The 15,503-nt window shown below is 57.3% G+C and carries 13 protein-coding genes; 6 read left to right on the top strand and 7 right to left on the bottom strand.

The annotated features are described in order from the left end of the window. Positions 1-147: 147 nt before the first annotated feature. From F8N96_RS00665 to F8N96_RS00650, 5 genes are all read right to left on the bottom strand, one after another. Positions 148-1,485, bottom strand: a complete 1,338-nt coding sequence (locus F8N96_RS00665; protein WP_224794064.1) for a purine-cytosine permease family protein — start codon at positions 1,483-1,485, stop codon at positions 148-150. Positions 1,486-1,587: 102 nt separating this feature from the next. After that, entirely contained in the window at positions 1,588-2,145 is a 558-nt protein-coding gene (locus F8N96_RS00660) for an HD domain-containing protein (RefSeq protein ID WP_150796129.1), read from the bottom strand. Between the two features lie 49 nt (positions 2,146-2,194). Beyond that, positions 2,195-2,371 carry a hypothetical protein gene (locus F8N96_RS34960; protein ID WP_161599979.1) on the bottom strand — a complete coding sequence of 59 codons (177 nt, stop codon included), beginning with the start codon at positions 2,369-2,371 and terminating at the stop codon, positions 2,195-2,197. A 2-nt stretch (positions 2,372-2,373) separates the two neighbouring features. Further along, complete coding sequence (locus F8N96_RS00655) at positions 2,374-4,056, bottom strand: hydantoinase B/oxoprolinase family protein (RefSeq protein WP_224789460.1); 1,683 nt, start codon at positions 4,054-4,056, stop codon at positions 2,374-2,376. A 14-nt stretch (positions 4,057-4,070) separates the two neighbouring features. After that, a complete protein-coding gene (locus F8N96_RS00650; protein WP_150796127.1) occupies positions 4,071-6,119 on the bottom strand; it encodes a hydantoinase/oxoprolinase family protein in 2,049 nt (682 codons plus the stop codon). 449 nt (positions 6,120-6,568) lie between these two features. Here F8N96_RS00650 and F8N96_RS00645 point away from each other — a divergent pair, with 449 nt between their 5' ends. From F8N96_RS00645 to F8N96_RS00630, 4 genes are all read left to right on the top strand, one after another. After that, positions 6,569-8,314, top strand: coding sequence for a hydantoinase B/oxoprolinase family protein (locus F8N96_RS00645; RefSeq protein WP_150796126.1), 1,746 nt, complete (start codon positions 6,569-6,571; stop codon positions 8,312-8,314). A 39-nt stretch (positions 8,315-8,353) separates the two neighbouring features. After that, a complete protein-coding gene (locus F8N96_RS00640) occupies positions 8,354-10,444 on the top strand; it encodes a hydantoinase/oxoprolinase family protein (RefSeq protein WP_150796125.1) in 2,091 nt (696 codons plus the stop codon). A 94-nt stretch (positions 10,445-10,538) separates the two neighbouring features. Continuing rightward, complete coding sequence (locus F8N96_RS00635; RefSeq protein WP_150796124.1) at positions 10,539-11,522, top strand: helix-turn-helix domain-containing protein; 984 nt, start codon at positions 10,539-10,541, stop codon at positions 11,520-11,522. Between the two features lie 126 nt (positions 11,523-11,648). Further along, the gene (locus F8N96_RS00630) at positions 11,649-12,329 is read left to right on the top strand and encodes a class I SAM-dependent methyltransferase (RefSeq protein WP_150796848.1); all 681 of its coding nucleotides are present in this window, start codon (positions 11,649-11,651) and stop codon (positions 12,327-12,329) included. Here F8N96_RS00630 and F8N96_RS00625 read toward each other — a convergent pair. Then, positions 12,316-13,326 carry a zinc-dependent alcohol dehydrogenase family protein gene (locus tag F8N96_RS00625; RefSeq protein WP_150796123.1) on the bottom strand — a complete coding sequence of 337 codons (1,011 nt, stop codon included), beginning with the start codon at positions 13,324-13,326 and terminating at the stop codon, positions 12,316-12,318. The genes F8N96_RS00630 and F8N96_RS00625 overlap by 14 nt on opposite strands. Positions 13,327-13,498: 172 nt before the next feature. Between F8N96_RS00625 and F8N96_RS00620 the strand changes: the two genes are divergently transcribed. Both F8N96_RS00620 and F8N96_RS00615 read left to right on the top strand, forming a co-directional pair. Then, positions 13,499-14,413: a LysR family transcriptional regulator gene (locus tag F8N96_RS00620; protein ID WP_150796122.1), complete on the top strand. Its 915-nt coding sequence runs from the start codon at positions 13,499-13,501 to the stop codon at positions 14,411-14,413. Between the two features lie 42 nt (positions 14,414-14,455). Next, the gene (locus tag F8N96_RS00615; protein ID WP_150796121.1) at positions 14,456-14,920 is read left to right on the top strand and encodes a hypothetical protein; all 465 of its coding nucleotides are present in this window, start codon (positions 14,456-14,458) and stop codon (positions 14,918-14,920) included. Between the two features lie 121 nt (positions 14,921-15,041). Here the strand turns inward: F8N96_RS00615 and F8N96_RS00610 are convergent, their stop codons facing one another. Beyond that, positions 15,042-15,404: a histone-like nucleoid-structuring protein, MvaT/MvaU family gene (locus tag F8N96_RS00610; RefSeq protein ID WP_150796120.1), complete on the bottom strand. Its 363-nt coding sequence runs from the start codon at positions 15,402-15,404 to the stop codon at positions 15,042-15,044. Positions 15,405-15,503 lie beyond the last annotated feature (99 nt).

The following is a 15,503-nucleotide window of genomic DNA, read 5'->3' as shown; positions in this document are numbered from 1 at the left end:
TAACGATCGTGGTCGAACTGAATCGCGTTACAGATTGCGCACTGTCGACTGTGGACAGTTAGCTTGCCTTTTTATCCCCCTCCTGTCAATTCAAGTAGTCGCTGTCACGTAGGCCCCTTAAATAGTAAGAAGCCTACGCAACAACAATCAATTTACCTTGCTGATACTTGGGCTAGTTACCACTTGGCGTTTTGATAGTAGACGCATTACCGCGTAGGCAACAATGGCTGTCGCGGGCGCTGAAAATGTTGCCACCAGGCCTGTGCAGTTCATAAGGATTATGCCCACGACTGAGGCAACCAACCACGCAGTCAACCCGCAATAGTTTACCGTTTTACACGGAACATCCGAGGTACCGCCATCCGCCAACCTGCGAACCTCAATGATTCTCGACAGGGCGACACCCACCCAGGCGACAACGATAATCCCTTGGTACGCGAGCGCTTCCAACAGATACTTGAAGACATCGGCGAGCATGAGGACAAACACCAACACACCGACAACGACAGCCCACCAGCCCCATTTCCAGCCAATGCCAAAGAACTGCCCTATTGTTTTCAGATTGCTGGTAGCGACGAAGTAGTTAGCTGAGTTGATTCGGGTCTGTGTTGCCCATACAAAGACCAGTCCCCAGAACCCAAGCAAACTCAGGATGGCCAGCACTACAGAAATTTCACTGATCTTCTCGATGCTTGGCACAGAGCTGACCAGATAAATACCACACGCCCCATTGACGACTATCGTCACAAAGTAAAATAAGAAGCCGAAATTCCATTTACTGTGAAACGCCTCGTCGGAAGGCTTGCCAAACTTCGCATACTCATAGGCGAAGAGCATGAGGACCCAGATGCCCATGTAGTACACAAAGCAGTTCCACCAGCCGTAAGGGGATGGTTCGGCGGGTCCAAAGGTCATCCAATTGGTTGAGTAGCCATATTCGGATATGGAGATGCACACGGCTGCGACAAGGCCTATGACGTAGACCGGTAGCAGCACACCATTGAGCTTGTCGAGCCAGACCTGGATTTTCCCTAATACCAACGGGACGCTATAGGCCACGACGATCAGAGCGGCGACAGTGTGATTGATCGAGGGGAAGAGATGGTTGATCGCAAGCGCAATGACAGACCCTTCGAATACAGCGTAATAAATGGCGGTAGCCCCGAGGATGATCGCAGCGAGCACGGCCCCTTTTGAGCCGAAAAGCTCTACCGAGAAGGAGGTCACCGAGTGACCTGTTTTAATGGCGTGACGAGCCATCAGGGAGGTGATGACGCCATAGGAAATGACCGAAAGGAGCATTCCCGTAATCGCATTGAACGTTCCGTATTCCAAAGCAAGTGCGCCGCCTACAATAATGTAGAACATTGCACTGCACACTGCCCACCACGCCATGGACAGCGATACTTTATTAATACGCTCGTCAAGTCCCACCACGGCCACAGGTTGCCCTGCGCCGCCGTTACTTTTAATTGGGCCCGCCATTTTTTATTACTCCAGTGATAGAAGGAGGTGTTTAAAACACGTTTTTTGGGCAGAACGACTACTTAAATGTTTCTTCAGGAATGCTCAAGCGTTTATTTATTATTATTTGTGCGAGTACGGTTGTCGAGAGAATATCGTTTCGATCAAGGGGGTAAAGCTTTCAAGACTCAAGGTATCGTACTCCGGGTCGAACGAAGGACAATCCCATTCACGACAGAATTTGTCGCACTCATCAAACCAAGGATGCCCACGAAATTTCTCGCGAGTATTTTTGTCCCACCCCAGGTTCTCCCAGTAATAAAACCCTTGGAAGACGTCGTGATTAAGTACAATCCAATGTGTTTTTTCGGACACATAAGGCTTAATCAGCGCACCCGCCAATTCAGCATGGTTGTACAGCGCGAGTGTGTCACCAATATCATGGACTAGCGCAGCCAGCACCATTTCATCATCGGCGCCGTCACGCTTCGCCCGAGTGGCCGTCTGCAGCGAATGCTGCAGTCGGTCAATCTGGTAGGGCTGCTCACCCTGCCCCAGGAGTTGCAGATGCTTGATCACCAGCTCAGGCATATGTTTATGTTCGTCGGTTTCGAAAGAGGAAATCAGCTTCCAATCTTCGGGTTTCATCTGGTCAATACTTTTGAAGTTAGCCTTTTCCATCTTTTTTCCTATCCATCGGACGGGGCTGTAACAGCCCCGCCGAGTATTTTTACTTCGAAGCGCGCCGCTGCTGACGCTCAGCGCTCCATTTAACACACCAGTCGGAACAGAATTCCTTGCCGTCGACTTTAACCTTCGTCGGCGCATCCTGTTCGTAGATCAGGACGCCGCAGTTAGCGCATTTAACGTAACGTTCGATGTAGAGCCCGTTTTCTGAGAATTTCATCTTCAGTTCCCCGTGTATCCGTAATTCGACCTTGCAGATTCGAGTGAGATATAGCCATCGCGCAGATCACGTTCGACGGACTCCGGCGCTCGTTTTTTCGGACTGCCGAAGCCGCCGCCACCTGGTGTGATCAACTTGACCCGATCCCCTTCATGGATGTCGACGTTCGAATAACGGCTCGTGGAAATCTTCCCGTACGCCTCGCACATCGTTTCCCACTTGTGTGAACCATTTTTCTGGACAAGGGTGGCACCACAGCCACCTTCCAGACCGCCGTCCAAGCCCCAGGGCTTGGTGAAATGGCGGTCGGTCATTTGCGAAACGGTGATGGTTTCATTCAGGCAAAGCATTTGTTTGGTGTAACCCAACCCCCCTCGGAATTCGCCTGCACCGCCGGAGTCCGCATCCAGAGCGAGACACTCGACACGCCATGGGAACCGGGTCTCGAAGACTTCGACAGGCGTGGTACGACAGTTGCCGTTGATCGAGTCGACAGCGTCGTTGCCATCTGCGAAAGCGCGCCCGCCCCAGCCCACGGTTTCCAAGTCATAACAGGCGAAGTATTCGCCGCTGGCTGCATCCACGCCGCCGAATACGAAGTTGCAATGGGTTGCGCCTTCGGCAGCCATGACTCGATTGGGAACCGCGGTTGCCATGGCGCCCAGAATGGCGCCGGTGATGCGTGGATGTGTCTCCGTGTTACCCCCGACCGAAGGCGCCGGGAAATCCACGTTCACGATAGTGCCGGGAGGCGAAAGCACTTTGATCGGACGGAAACATCCACTATTGCGCGGTATCGATGGGTCCGTCATATGCAGGACTGCGTTATAGGCAGCTGACGTCGATACCCCTAGTGTTGCATTGATCGGACCACGCGCCTGTGGCGAAGAACCTGTGTAGTCGATGATGATTTGATCGCCACGAACGTGAACTTCCACAGCGATGCGGTAGGTCTTGTTCGGGGTTACACCATCACTCTCCACAGAATCTTCGAAGGAGTAGATACCGTCGGGAATGGCGTCGATTTCGGCTTTCATGCGACGTTCTGCGTAATCGAGCAGGTCGCCAATGATCTGCTGGACATCACTGACGCCGTATTTTTCAAGCACATCGCGCATCTGGCGTTCGCCCAGATCTACAGCTGCAATCAAGGCGCGTAGATCGCCATAATTGGTCCGGGGTGTACGAACGTTGGCCAGCAACAGCTTCCAGATATCGTTGTTATCGACGCCGGCGGATTTGATCTTCACCGGAGGAACACGCACACCTTCATGGAAGATTTCCGTAGCCTCGCCAGGGAAACCGCCCGGCGCCATGCCACCGACTTCAGCGATATGACCAATAGCGATTGCCCAGCCTTGCAGCTCGCCATGGAAGAAGATTGGCTTGAAGAAGGTGTGTTCAGGCGTGTGGAGGCCGCCACGGTAGGGGTCGTTGTGGAGGATGATGTCGCCTTCTTTGAGGGACACCACGTCGATTTCCTTCAAGCACGACTCCACCAAAAGCGGTATCCCACCAATCATGGCGGGGCAAAAATCGGCGACCGCAATCAGATTGCCCTGCTTGTCGGCCAGACCGCAGGTGAAGTCCAGCGCTTCGTTGAAGATCGTGGAGTAGGAGGTCTTCTGCAGGGTAATTCCCATTTCTCGACAGATCGATACCATCGTCGAGTCGAGAATACTCATCGCTACCATATCCATTACTTGCCCTCCGCGGATTTTGCAGTTACGAGCATGTAGCCGTATTCGTTTACGCGAATTTGCTGATCGGGTCGCAGGATCGTGACCGAGGCACTTTCTTCGATGATCGCCGGTCCTGTGATCACATGGTTCTGGAGCAACGTTTCGCGCTCATACACCGGCGTATCGATCCAACCGCCCTCATAGCGAACCTTGCGACTGGAATTGGCTTTGGCGGATTTTTCGGCAAGCGCCAGTGTCGCAATGTGCGGTTTCTCGCAAGACGCGATCGCCACCGCTTTGATGGTCACCAGCTCAATGGTTTCGCCAGGCGTGGAGAAGCCAAACCGGGCCTGGTGAATCTCATGGAATTTCTGCCACAACCGGGCTGCAGACTCGGTATCGATCGATGCCTCGTCCACCGGCAGCTCCAGTCCATGATTCTGACCGAGGTAACGCGCTTCGATGGAGCGTTGAACATGGATGTTGTCAACGTAACCCTGTTCGGTGAGCTCACTGACCGCACTGCTCACCAGATGGGTCATCGCTTCATCGACCGCGAGCGCGTCGAACCGCGTGGAGACCTGTTGGATAGTCCGCTGCTTGTCGACACGAGCATTGGTCATGATGAACCCGAATGCCGAAAACTGGCCGGGATAGTTAGGCACCAAGCCTTGGGGGATGCCGCTGATTTCCAGCAGGTCGCAGATGTGCACCGGCCCTGCGCCCCCGGATGACAACAGGGTGAAGTCGCGAGGGTCCAGACCGCGTTGCAACAGCACCGTGCGCAGCGCACCCAGCATGTTGTTATTGGCGATCTGGAGCATCGCCATGGCCGCTTCATCAACGGCCATATTGAGCTTGTCGGCAATCCGCGCAACCGCACGATGGGCGGCGCTGGCATCGAGCTTCATGCGTCCGCCGAGAAAGAAATCAGGGTTGATGCGACCCAACACCACATTCGCATCGGTCACGGTTGCTTCAAGGCCACCACGGCCATAGCAGGCAGGACCAGGAACGGAGGTCGCAGACTGCGGGCCCATTCGCAACAGGCCACCTTTATCAATCCATGCCAGGGAGCCGCCACCAGCACCAATGGTATGAACGTCGATCATCGGCACCTGAATCGGAATCCCCCACTCGATTTCAAAGTCGGTGGTGATGTTTTCCTGGCCGTTGACCACGGTTGCACAGTCGGTCGACGTGCCACCCATGTCGAACACCACCAGGTTTTTGATCCCGGTGAGTTCAGCGACAGTACGGGTGGCGACTACGGCACCCGTTGGTCCGGACAAGGCCATCTGTACGGGAGTCGCCGCTGCGCCCCAGATGCTGGATTCGCCGCCATTGGACTTGATGACGCCGACTTTATCGCCGATACCCAGATCATCGAGGCAAGTCTTTATACGTGCGAAGCTTTCCTGAACGATCGGCTTGAGAAAAGCATCAGCGATAGTCGTGGATGCGCGGTCGTATTCCTTCCACTTCGGAAGTACGTGAAACGAAGACGAAATAGGGATATCAGGCAGCTCTTCAGCCAGAATCTGCGCAATGCGGTCCTCATGCTGTGGATTGACGTAAGAGAACAAGGTACAGACGGCGATAGCTTCGATGGTGCCATCGTTGCGAATGGCCTGTGCGACCTTGCGCACCGAGAGCTCATCCAGAGGAAGTACTACCTCACCCAGGGCGCTGATACGTTCGGCAACTTCATAGCAATCGGCTCGACTGACGAATGCCTTGGTCTTGATCCAAGTGATGTCGTAGTGGCTGCGGCGGTCACCACGCTGGATAAACGGCACATCTTTAAAGCCGTTAGTGGTGACGTAGGCAACCTTCGCGCCTTTTCGCGTTAACAGTGCGTTCGTCGCAATCGTGGTGCCCAGACGAATCTTGTTAACGGTTGCCATCGACTCGATGTTGGATAGCCCTTCCAAAACACCATCGATAGGATTGGCTGGAGTCGTTAGATTTTTCCAGTTTTCAATCTTGCCAGTTGTGGCGTCGTATGACACGAAGTCGGTAAAAGTACCGCCAATGTCGACACCTACAATATTGTCCTCACGCATAAGGCGCTCCGCTTTATTATAAATCTAAAGTTTTTCGGGGGCAGTTCTTAAATATTTTTTATGCGGTGGTTACCGTGTGCATCGCGATGGACGCGAATAAATGAATTATCACGGTAAGTGCATTTCTCTTATTCTTTTTTTTCTACATTCGTACCTCGCACAGCAGGTGCTTTTGCCCGCTTTCGGTCGGCTGTCCTTGCAGGAGAAGCATGATTCAATCTGTGGACTGAAGACTGTGGACAGTTTGCCCTTGAGGAAAATGGCTGTCAACCGGTTCGAGTCCTGTCATCGCAAGCGCCAGGAACAATGCGCAGTAAACCGTGCACTGGGGATCAACAACCAGTGCACTCGGCGCCAAGCCAGACACGGGGTCGAGCGCGTAATTTTGTGCCGTGGGTTAGACGTTCGTCCTGACCTCCACCTGATAACAACAAGATTTCTGGTGACCCATGAGCACAGTAGATCCGATCACCCTGGCCGTCGTGCGAGGCGCACTCGAAACCGCGCAGCGCGAAATGACCATCACCCTGGAGAAAACCGGTCGTTCGAGCGTTTTCAACCTGGCTCACGACTACTCCAATGCCCTCTTCGACCACTTTCCGGAAATGATCCTCCAAGGTCAGGACATCCCGATTCATCTCGGCTCGCTGATTCCGGCGATGAAATGCGTCGCCGGTTTCTTCGGCGATGACGTCCAGGAAGGCGATGTGATTTACCACAACGACCCCGCCTACATGGGCAGCCATATTCTCGACTGCTGCATGTACAAACCCGTGTTCTACAAAGGCGAGCTGGTGTTCTGGGCCGTGTGCAAAGGCCACCTGACCGACATCGGCGGCCCGGTGCCCGCCGGCTACAACCCGGATGCCAGGGAAATCTACGCCGAGGGTTTGCGCATCCCGCCAGTGAAGCTCTGGTCACAAGGCAAGCGCCGTGAAGACGTGATCAACCTGCTGCTGACCAACATGCGCGCCCGCGCCTATCAGGAAGGCGATCTCAACGCCCAATACGGCGCGTGCAACGTCGGTGAACGGCACTTGCTCGAACTGCTCGATCGCTATGGCGTGGAACAGGTGCGCGCGTGCATCGCCGAATTGAAAGACATGGCCGACCGTCACATGCGTGCCTTGCTGCGCGACGTCCCGGATGGGTGCTACACGGGCACCGCAGTACTTGAGGACTCGGGCCACGGACTGGGCGAATTGTCGATCACGGCGCAGGTGGAAATCCGTGGCGACGTTGCCCACATCCTGATCCAGAGCCCACCGCAAGTTCCTTACTTCATCAACTCTTACGCCGGCAACTCAGTGTCCGGGGTTTACCTGGGGCTGATGATGTTTGCCCAGGTGCCGCCGCCGTACAACGAAGGCTTGTACCGCTGCGTATCCGTCGACCTCGGCCCACCGGGCACCTTGTGCAATGCGCAGGAACCCGCGCCGCACGTCAACAGCACCACCACACCGATGGAAACCCTGGCCGACGCGGTGCGCCAGGCACTGGAGCAAGCCGCGCCGGAACGCGTCACCGCCTCCTGGGGCCACGCCAGCGGAATCAACATTGCAGGCCATGATCCGCGCAATGGCAACGACGAGTACGTGACCATGGTCCTTGCCTCGATCATCTCCGGCGCCGGCGCCAACAAGGCCATGGACGGCTGGCCGGCATGCGGTCCGTTGTGTTGTTTCGGCGCACTGATGTCCGGCGATATCGAGTTGCTGGAGCACGCCTACCCCATCCTGATTCACCGCTACAGCCTGATGACCGACAGCGGCGGCGCGGGTGAATTTCGTGGTGGTTCGGGGACCCGCATCGAGATCGAACCACTGAATCACCCGATGACCGTGGTCGGTTTCGGTGAGGGTCGACAACTGCCGACGTCAGGTGCCGCGGGCGCCCACAACATCATGCTCGAACCCAAGTTGGGCCGGCTGATTCACCGCAAGGTCGACGGCGAAGAACAGCAGTTTATCTACAACGCGCAACTCACTGCTCAGCCTGGCGAACGGGTGATCAACATCAACCCTGGGGGCGGTGGCTACGGTAATCCCCTGCGGCGCCCGATTGCCAGTGTATTGAACGACGTGCGTAACGGCCTGGTGTCCCCTGAAGGCGCGCGCCTGGAGTATGGCGTGGTGATCGAAAGCAATGGCCTGGTCGACGAAGCCGCGACCCACGCCTGCCGTGCCACCCATTAATCGAACCCGGCCCCTCTGAGCAATCTGGAAACCCTCATCATGACCAAGCAACAATACCGTCTGGGCATCGACGCCGGCGGCACCTTCACCGATTTCATCCTGGCTGATCGCAGTGGCAACGTGCAGCTGTTCAAGGCACCGTCAACCCCCCAGGATGGCACCCTCGCCATCCGTAACGGCCTGGCCCAAATCGCCGACGCCATCGGTCGCACGCCCGCTGAAATCATTGGCGATTGCGACCTGTGCATCAACGGCACCACCGTGGCCCTCAACGCCCTGATTGAAAAAACCGGGGTGAAGGTGGGTCTGCTGTGTACCGACGGGCACGAAGACAGCCTGGAAATTCGCCTGGGACACAAGGAAGACGGACACCGCTACGATGCCAGTTATCCGCCGGCCCATATGTTGGTGCCGCGGCATCTGCGTCGGCCCATTCGCGGCCGGATCATCAGCGACGGCAGCGAATACGCTGCGCTCGATGAACAGGCGATTGTTCAAGCGATCGACTATTTTCGCGAGCAGGACGTCAAAGCCGTGGCCATTTCGTTCGTCTGGTCTGTGCGCAACCCGAGCCACGAACAACGCGCCGCCGAGATGGTGCGAGCAGCCTTGCCGGGCGTATTCGTCTGCACCGGCAATGAAGTGTTCCCGCAAATCCGTGAATACACCCGCACGTCGACTACCGTGGTCAACGCCTACCTGAGCCCGGTCATGGGCCGCTACATCGAACGGATCGACGCCCTGTTCGAAGAGCTCGGCGCGCAGCAGCCGACTCGCTACTTCCAATCCAACGGTGGCCTGGCGCCCGGCGTAGTGATGCGCGAACGTGCGGTCAACGCAATCAACTCGGGCCCGGCGTCCGCGCCTCAAGCCGGCTTATGCGTTGCACAGCCGTTCGGCATCGACAACGTGATCACCGTGGACATGGGCGGCACCTCGTTCGACATCACCTTGAGCAAGTCAGGGCGCACCAACTTCAGCAAGGACACTGATTTCCTGCGATACCGTATCGGTGTGCCGATGATTCAAGTGGAAACCCTGGGTGCCGGCGGCGGCTCGATTGCCTTTCTCGACGACTTCGGCATGCTCCAGGTCGGCCCGCGCAGTGCCGGTGCCAACCCTGGACCGGTGTGCTACGGCAAGGGTGGCACCGAGCCAACCGTCACCGACGCCAATCTGGTGCTCGGCTACCTGGCCGACGGCGCGCTGCTGGGCGGTAGCATCCGGCTCGATCGCAAGGTCGCGATCGAGGCCATCCAGCGCAAGATTGCCGAGCCTTTAGGCATCAGCGTTGAACGTGCGGCCATTGGCATCATCACCTTGGTGAACCTGAACATGGTCAGTGGCATTCGACGGGTGTCGGTCGAGCGTGGTTATGATCCGCGGGACTTCGCCCTGATCGGCGCGGGCGGGGCTGCGGGCATGCATGTCATGCGTCTGGCCGAGGAAATCGGCAGCCGGGTGGTGCTCATCCCGAAAGTCGCTTCCGGACTGTGCGCGTATGGGCAGATTCTTTCAGACATCCGCTATGACCAGTTGACCACGCTTGCGATGCGCCTTGACGACGACCTGGTCAACCTGCCCCTGCTCAACCAGACCTTGCGTGACCTGCGTGAACGCGGCATGAACAATCTGCGCGACGATGGATTCGACGCCGGGGACAACGTCGAGTGCCTGTACAACCTGGAGATCCGCTACCTCGGCCAGATCCACGAATGCAGCGTTGAGTTGACCTGCGATCAACTGGATCATGCCGGCCTGCTCACCCTGCGCGAGGCATTCCATACGCGCCACAAGGCTTTGTTTTCCTACAGCGAGCCTGAGAGTCCGGCAGAACTGGTGAACCTCGAGTGCTCCGTGATTGCTCGCCTGCAACGCCCGCCCATGCCGGAACTGCCGTCACCCGCCGAAGAGGTCACACCTGCCGCGAGCGGTTACCGGTCGATGCTGTTCAGCGCGCAATCGTCCTGGCAGGAAACGCCGGTGTACAACGGTGATCGGCTGCAATCCGGGCAAACGGTACACGGCCCTTGCGTGATCGAAGAGGCCACGACCAACATCGTCGTGCCACCTGGCTGGCTGGCAACGCTTGCCCCCTCGGCCACCTACCGACTGACACCTGGTGATTGACCGTCCGTAAGCATTGGCAAATGATGGCAACCCACGGTGCCGACGGTTTGTTCCCCGGCACCGTCCTCAGAACAAAAATCATACGAGGGCAGCCATGGCGACCAAACTTTCCACCCGCTCCTGGTCCGACAGTCAACGCCAGCCACTGTGGGCGGACGCGATCGCCTGTGCTTATTTTCCACTTTCGCTGGAGTTCGCGCCCAACGCCACCTTCAGCGGCAGCCTGCAAATCTGGGAAACCGCCACTACCCCCCTGACGCTGTCACGCTTGCGCTCCAGCCAGCTTGGCTATTCGCGCAGCAAGGCCCAAGTCAGTGAAGATCACGACGCCTGCTACCTCGTCACCGTGCCGCGTCGCAGCGAAGTGCATTTCGAGCAGGACGGCCGGGAACTGCATTGCCAGCCCGGAGGATTCATCTTCGAACGCGGTGATGCGCCCTACCGCTTCCACTATGCCAGCGACAACGATTTGTGGGTGTTCAAGCTCCCGGAGCGCGCGCTCCATGGCCAACTGCGCGGTGCCGAGCGCTACACGCGCTTGTGCTTCGATGCCAAGCGCGCGCTCGGTCGGATCTTTGTCGACCAGTTGGCCATGTGCGCCGCTCGTTTCGATGAATGTAACGAGGCGGCCCGCCACATGCTGCTGGAGCAAGCCCTTTCAACGTTATTGATGGCGCTGCGCGATGATGAGCGGGTACTCAGCAGCGAAAGCTCCAACCTGACCGCCTTGCATTTGCAACGCATCGAGCAATACGTCGAAAGACACCTGGGCAATCCCGACCTGGCGCCGCCGATGATCGCTGACGCCTGCGGCCTGTCAGTGCGCTATCTGCACAAACTGTTCAACAGCACGCCCTACAGCGTCGGGGAATGGATTCGCCTGAGGCGTCTCGAGGCGGTCAATCGAGGCCTGCACGACCCCAACTGCCATCTGTCGATCGGTGAGTTGGCCATGCGCTGGGGCTTCAGTGATCAGGCTCAATTTACTCGAAGTTTCCGTCAACACTTCGGCTGCACCGCCAGAGAGGTGCGTACCGGCACGACTCGTTCAGCGGTCGCGCCGCAGCTTTGTGTATGAGGCGGGGCTTTTCCTGCTCGACGGCCGCTCCGAAGATTCCATCGGCATCACGGTATCTGGCCCCCGAAGCCGGTATCGTTTCAAACATCGCTTTACCAGGTGAATAACTGCATGCCGGACAGCAAAATGCCCGCCCCCGAATCCACCCTCCTCCAAAGCTGGCACCACAACGCCCGGCTCTGGATCGACGCCGTCCGCACCGGCACCATCGAAAGCCGCCTGAAGGTCACCGACCAGGCCATCCTGTTGGCGGTGCTGGGTCGCCAGCCGGAGCGCGTGCTCGACCTGGGCTGCGGCGAGGGCTGGCTGTTGCGCGCGCTGGCTGACCGGGGCATCACCGCAGTCGGTGTCGATGGCGATGCGACGCTGGTCGAGGCGGCGCGGGCAGCGGGCTCTTCGCCGGTGCACCTGGCGAACTATGAAGCGTTGGTGGAAGCGAAGGTGGACATCGGCAGCGGCTACGACCTGATCTGCGCCAACTTCGCGCTGTTGCACCAGGACATCATCCCGCTGCTCGCCGCCATGAACGCCCTGCTCGCCCCTGGCGGCGCGCTGGTGATCCAGACGCTGCACCCATGGACCGCGGCGGCGGGCGACTATCAGGATGGTTGGCGGGAAGAAGCCTTTGCCGGGTTCGAGGGTCAGTGGCAACCCATGCCGTGGTACCTGCGCACCTTGTCCAGCTGGTTCAATGCGCTGGACATGGCCGGTTTTCGCCTGGTCGGCCTGCAGGAGCCGCAGCACCCGCAAAGTCCGGTGCCGCAGTCGTTGCTGTTGGTGGCCGAGCCCGTGATCAGGCGATCTTGATCACCACTTTGCCAAACGCCCCCTTGGCCAGATGCTGGTAGGCTTCACGGGCCTGTTCGAACGGATAGACCTGATCGATGACAGGTCGAATGTTGTGTTCGTTCAAGAACGCGTTCATTCGGTCGAACGACGAGCGCGGAGCGACGGCGATACCGCGAATGGTTGTCTGGCGAAAGATGAGTGGCATCAGATTGAGTTGGACGGTCTGCCCGGTCAAAAACCCGATCTGCGCAATCCGACCGGCTGCCTTGGTGGCCGCGACGGACTGGTTTATGCCGCTTCCGCCTGCCACGTCGAGCAGCAGGTCGACGCCTTTGCCACTGGTGAGCCTGAGGACTTCATCCGCCCAGTTCGGCGTGCTTCGGTAGTTGATCCCCGCCACGGCCCCCAGACTCTTGACGGCTTGCAGGTTCTGGTCGCTACTGGACGTTGCGATAACCTTCGCGCCCAGCGCGGTGGCTATCTGCACCGCGAAAATCGAAACGCCTCCAGTCCCCTGAACCAGCACGGTCTGCCCTGGCTGAATCTGCCCGAAATCGACAAGCGAATACCAGGCCGTCAGCGCGGCTATGGGCAATGTGGACGCCTCTTCGTCGCTCATGTTGTTTGGCGCGCGCACTGCGCTGTCTTCGTGGATGATCATGTATTCAGCCAATCCGCCCGGCAGCGGGGAGCCGAAGCAGTAATCCGGTTCATCGGGCCCCGGTTCACCGTCCAGCCATCGGGAATAGAGGTGAGAATTGACGCGATCACCGACTTTGAAGCGCGTGACGCCAGCGCCGACCGCCACCACGGTGCCGGCTGCGTCACTGACAGGGATCAGAAGTTTCGGCACCTTGTGAGGCTCATAGATGCCGTCCACGATTGCCTTGTCGCGAAAGTTGAGCGAGACGGCCCCGACCTTTACCAGCAACTCGCCAGCCTGTGGATGAGGGGTTGCCGCATCACCCAGCTCGAGGTTGTCGAGGCCGAAATCTTTCAGTAACCAAGCCTTCATTGCGAATCTCCAAACGTAGCCAGTAGAGGCACAACCAGAGGTCGGCTGTGCGCTGAACCCATCTTTCGCTTTTAGTGCTGCGCAATAAATGCGTATAAAAAGACATGATTATTCTGTTTTCAGGCAACAATCAGCTGAAGATAAACCGTCGAAGTCCGCCCAGGAAAAGCTCATGGAACTGCTTCAATCGATGCGACTGTTCGCCAGGCTTGCCGAGCTCGGCAGCTTTACCAAGGCCTCCGAGGCGCTGGACATCGGGCGTCCGCAGGTCACCCGGTATATTCAGGAGCTGGAGACGTCTTTGGGGGTACGCCTGTTCCAGCGCACCACACGAAAGGTCACGCTCACGGCAGAAGGCGAGCGATTCTATGAGCGAGTGCAGGATATTCTCGCCAGCGTCTCTGCCGCGACCTCGATGTTCGACCGATCCGGAGCAACACTGAGTGGACGGCTTCGGATCGATATCCCGACCGCTTTCGCCCAAGTCGAATTCATGGACAGCTTGAAAGACTTCACCACGGCATTCCCGGGAATCCATGTGGTGCTTGGCGTGACCGACAGGACAGTTGATCTGGTGGGTGAAGGGATTGATTGTGCACTTCGCATCGGCGAGTTGCCGGACTCAACCTTGATCGCGCGCCCGGTTGGCATGGCGACAATGGTGACGTGCGCAGCCCCCCACTATCTGCACAAGTACAGTGAACCCAAAAAGCTGGAAGATCTGGTTGCACATCGTGGCGTCAACTTTCTGTCCGGGCAAAGCAACAGGACACTGCCGTGGCATTTCTCGGTTGATGGCCGGGACAGGGCCTATATCAGCAACGCAGGAATCACCGTTACCGAGTCACACGCCTATGTTCAATGTGGGGTGGCGGGTTTCGGAATCATTCAAGCGCCGGGAATTGCCGTCGGCCAATACCTGGCTAGCGGCGCCTTGGTGGAGGTTCTCAAACCCTTTCGTCCCCATCCTCGCCCTGTCACAGTACTGTACCCAAGCCGGACGCACCTGGCGCCGCAAGTGCAAGTGTTTCTTGAGTGGTTGCAAGAGCGCTTTCCCCAACTCCACTCTGCCTGGCTGGAGCAATAACCGATTAAACAACAAGCCATGATGACCGAAAGAGTACCGCGTATGCCTGAACCGAAACCGTCCACGGCCAAAAGGAAAAAGTACCTTGCCTGGGCTTTACTGTCGGGCTTTGTAGCGGTGGTGTCCTACGCCTTCCTGAATGCCCCGGAGCATCCGAAGGAAATAGTCATGAAGCAGAACTTCATACCCGGGCAGTGGATTTACGTCGTTCAGAACCCCAGACACACGTCAGAACCCAAGACGCTGAACTTTTATGTCGATGATTACGATTCAAGTAACGAGGTGATGAAAGTACGCCTGGGCAAGAAGCGTCCGTTTCTGATTTCGGACACAGACTTGAAGGATGTTGTCATACGCCGAGTTGCCAACGGCTTGAAAGTGCAGATCAAAGGCGCGGTCGAGGACTACCACAGCGATCTCTATCTGGCCGACGGCGATACTTACACCACTTTTCGTGTGAGCCTTGAACAGATCGAGACCCGAGCGCCCTTGCCCAGTGGGCGCTAAGGTTTTCTTTCCGTGTGGAGCGAGTTTGCTCCGGGCGGCGTTCCAACGATGGACGTTAACGAAAACGCGTTTTTTCTGAATAAACGTGTCGCCATTTAGACCATCGCGAGCAAGCTTGCTCCTACGACAGCCAGGACTCCACCGTGTCGGAACCGTATTTCGCTTTCCACTCTTTCAATATCTTGTGGTTGCCGCCCTTGGTTTCCACAACTTCGCCAGACTCCGGGTTCTTATAGACTTTCACCTGGCGAGGCTTGCGATTGCCTGTTTTAGGCTCGGCAGCGGGCGCACGGCGACCGGCGTGTGGATCAAGCAGATTGACGATGTCTTTCAAGCTGTAGCCATACTTGGCGAGCAGTGCGCGCAGCTTGGTTTCGAATTCGATTTCCTGCTTCAGGCCAGCGTCACCTTTCAAGGCTTCAAGCGCTTGAAGCTGCTCGGCAAGGTGTTTTTCAAGTTGGCGAAATTCTGCGAGTTTGGACATGGGAACTCTCTCCGTGACTGTTATCCTAACGTTACACTAAAAACGCCGACTTGCCTTAAGTCAGCGCGCTTACTTTTACTCATCAAGTCGCATCCATTG

The organism is Pseudomonas fluorescens (genome assembly GCF_902497855.1).
GTDB classification, from domain to species: Bacteria; Pseudomonadota; Gammaproteobacteria; order Pseudomonadales; family Pseudomonadaceae; genus Aquipseudomonas; species Aquipseudomonas fluorescens_BI.
Note: the sequence above shows the minus strand (reverse complement) of the source record. Positions and strands in the feature narration are given on the sequence as shown.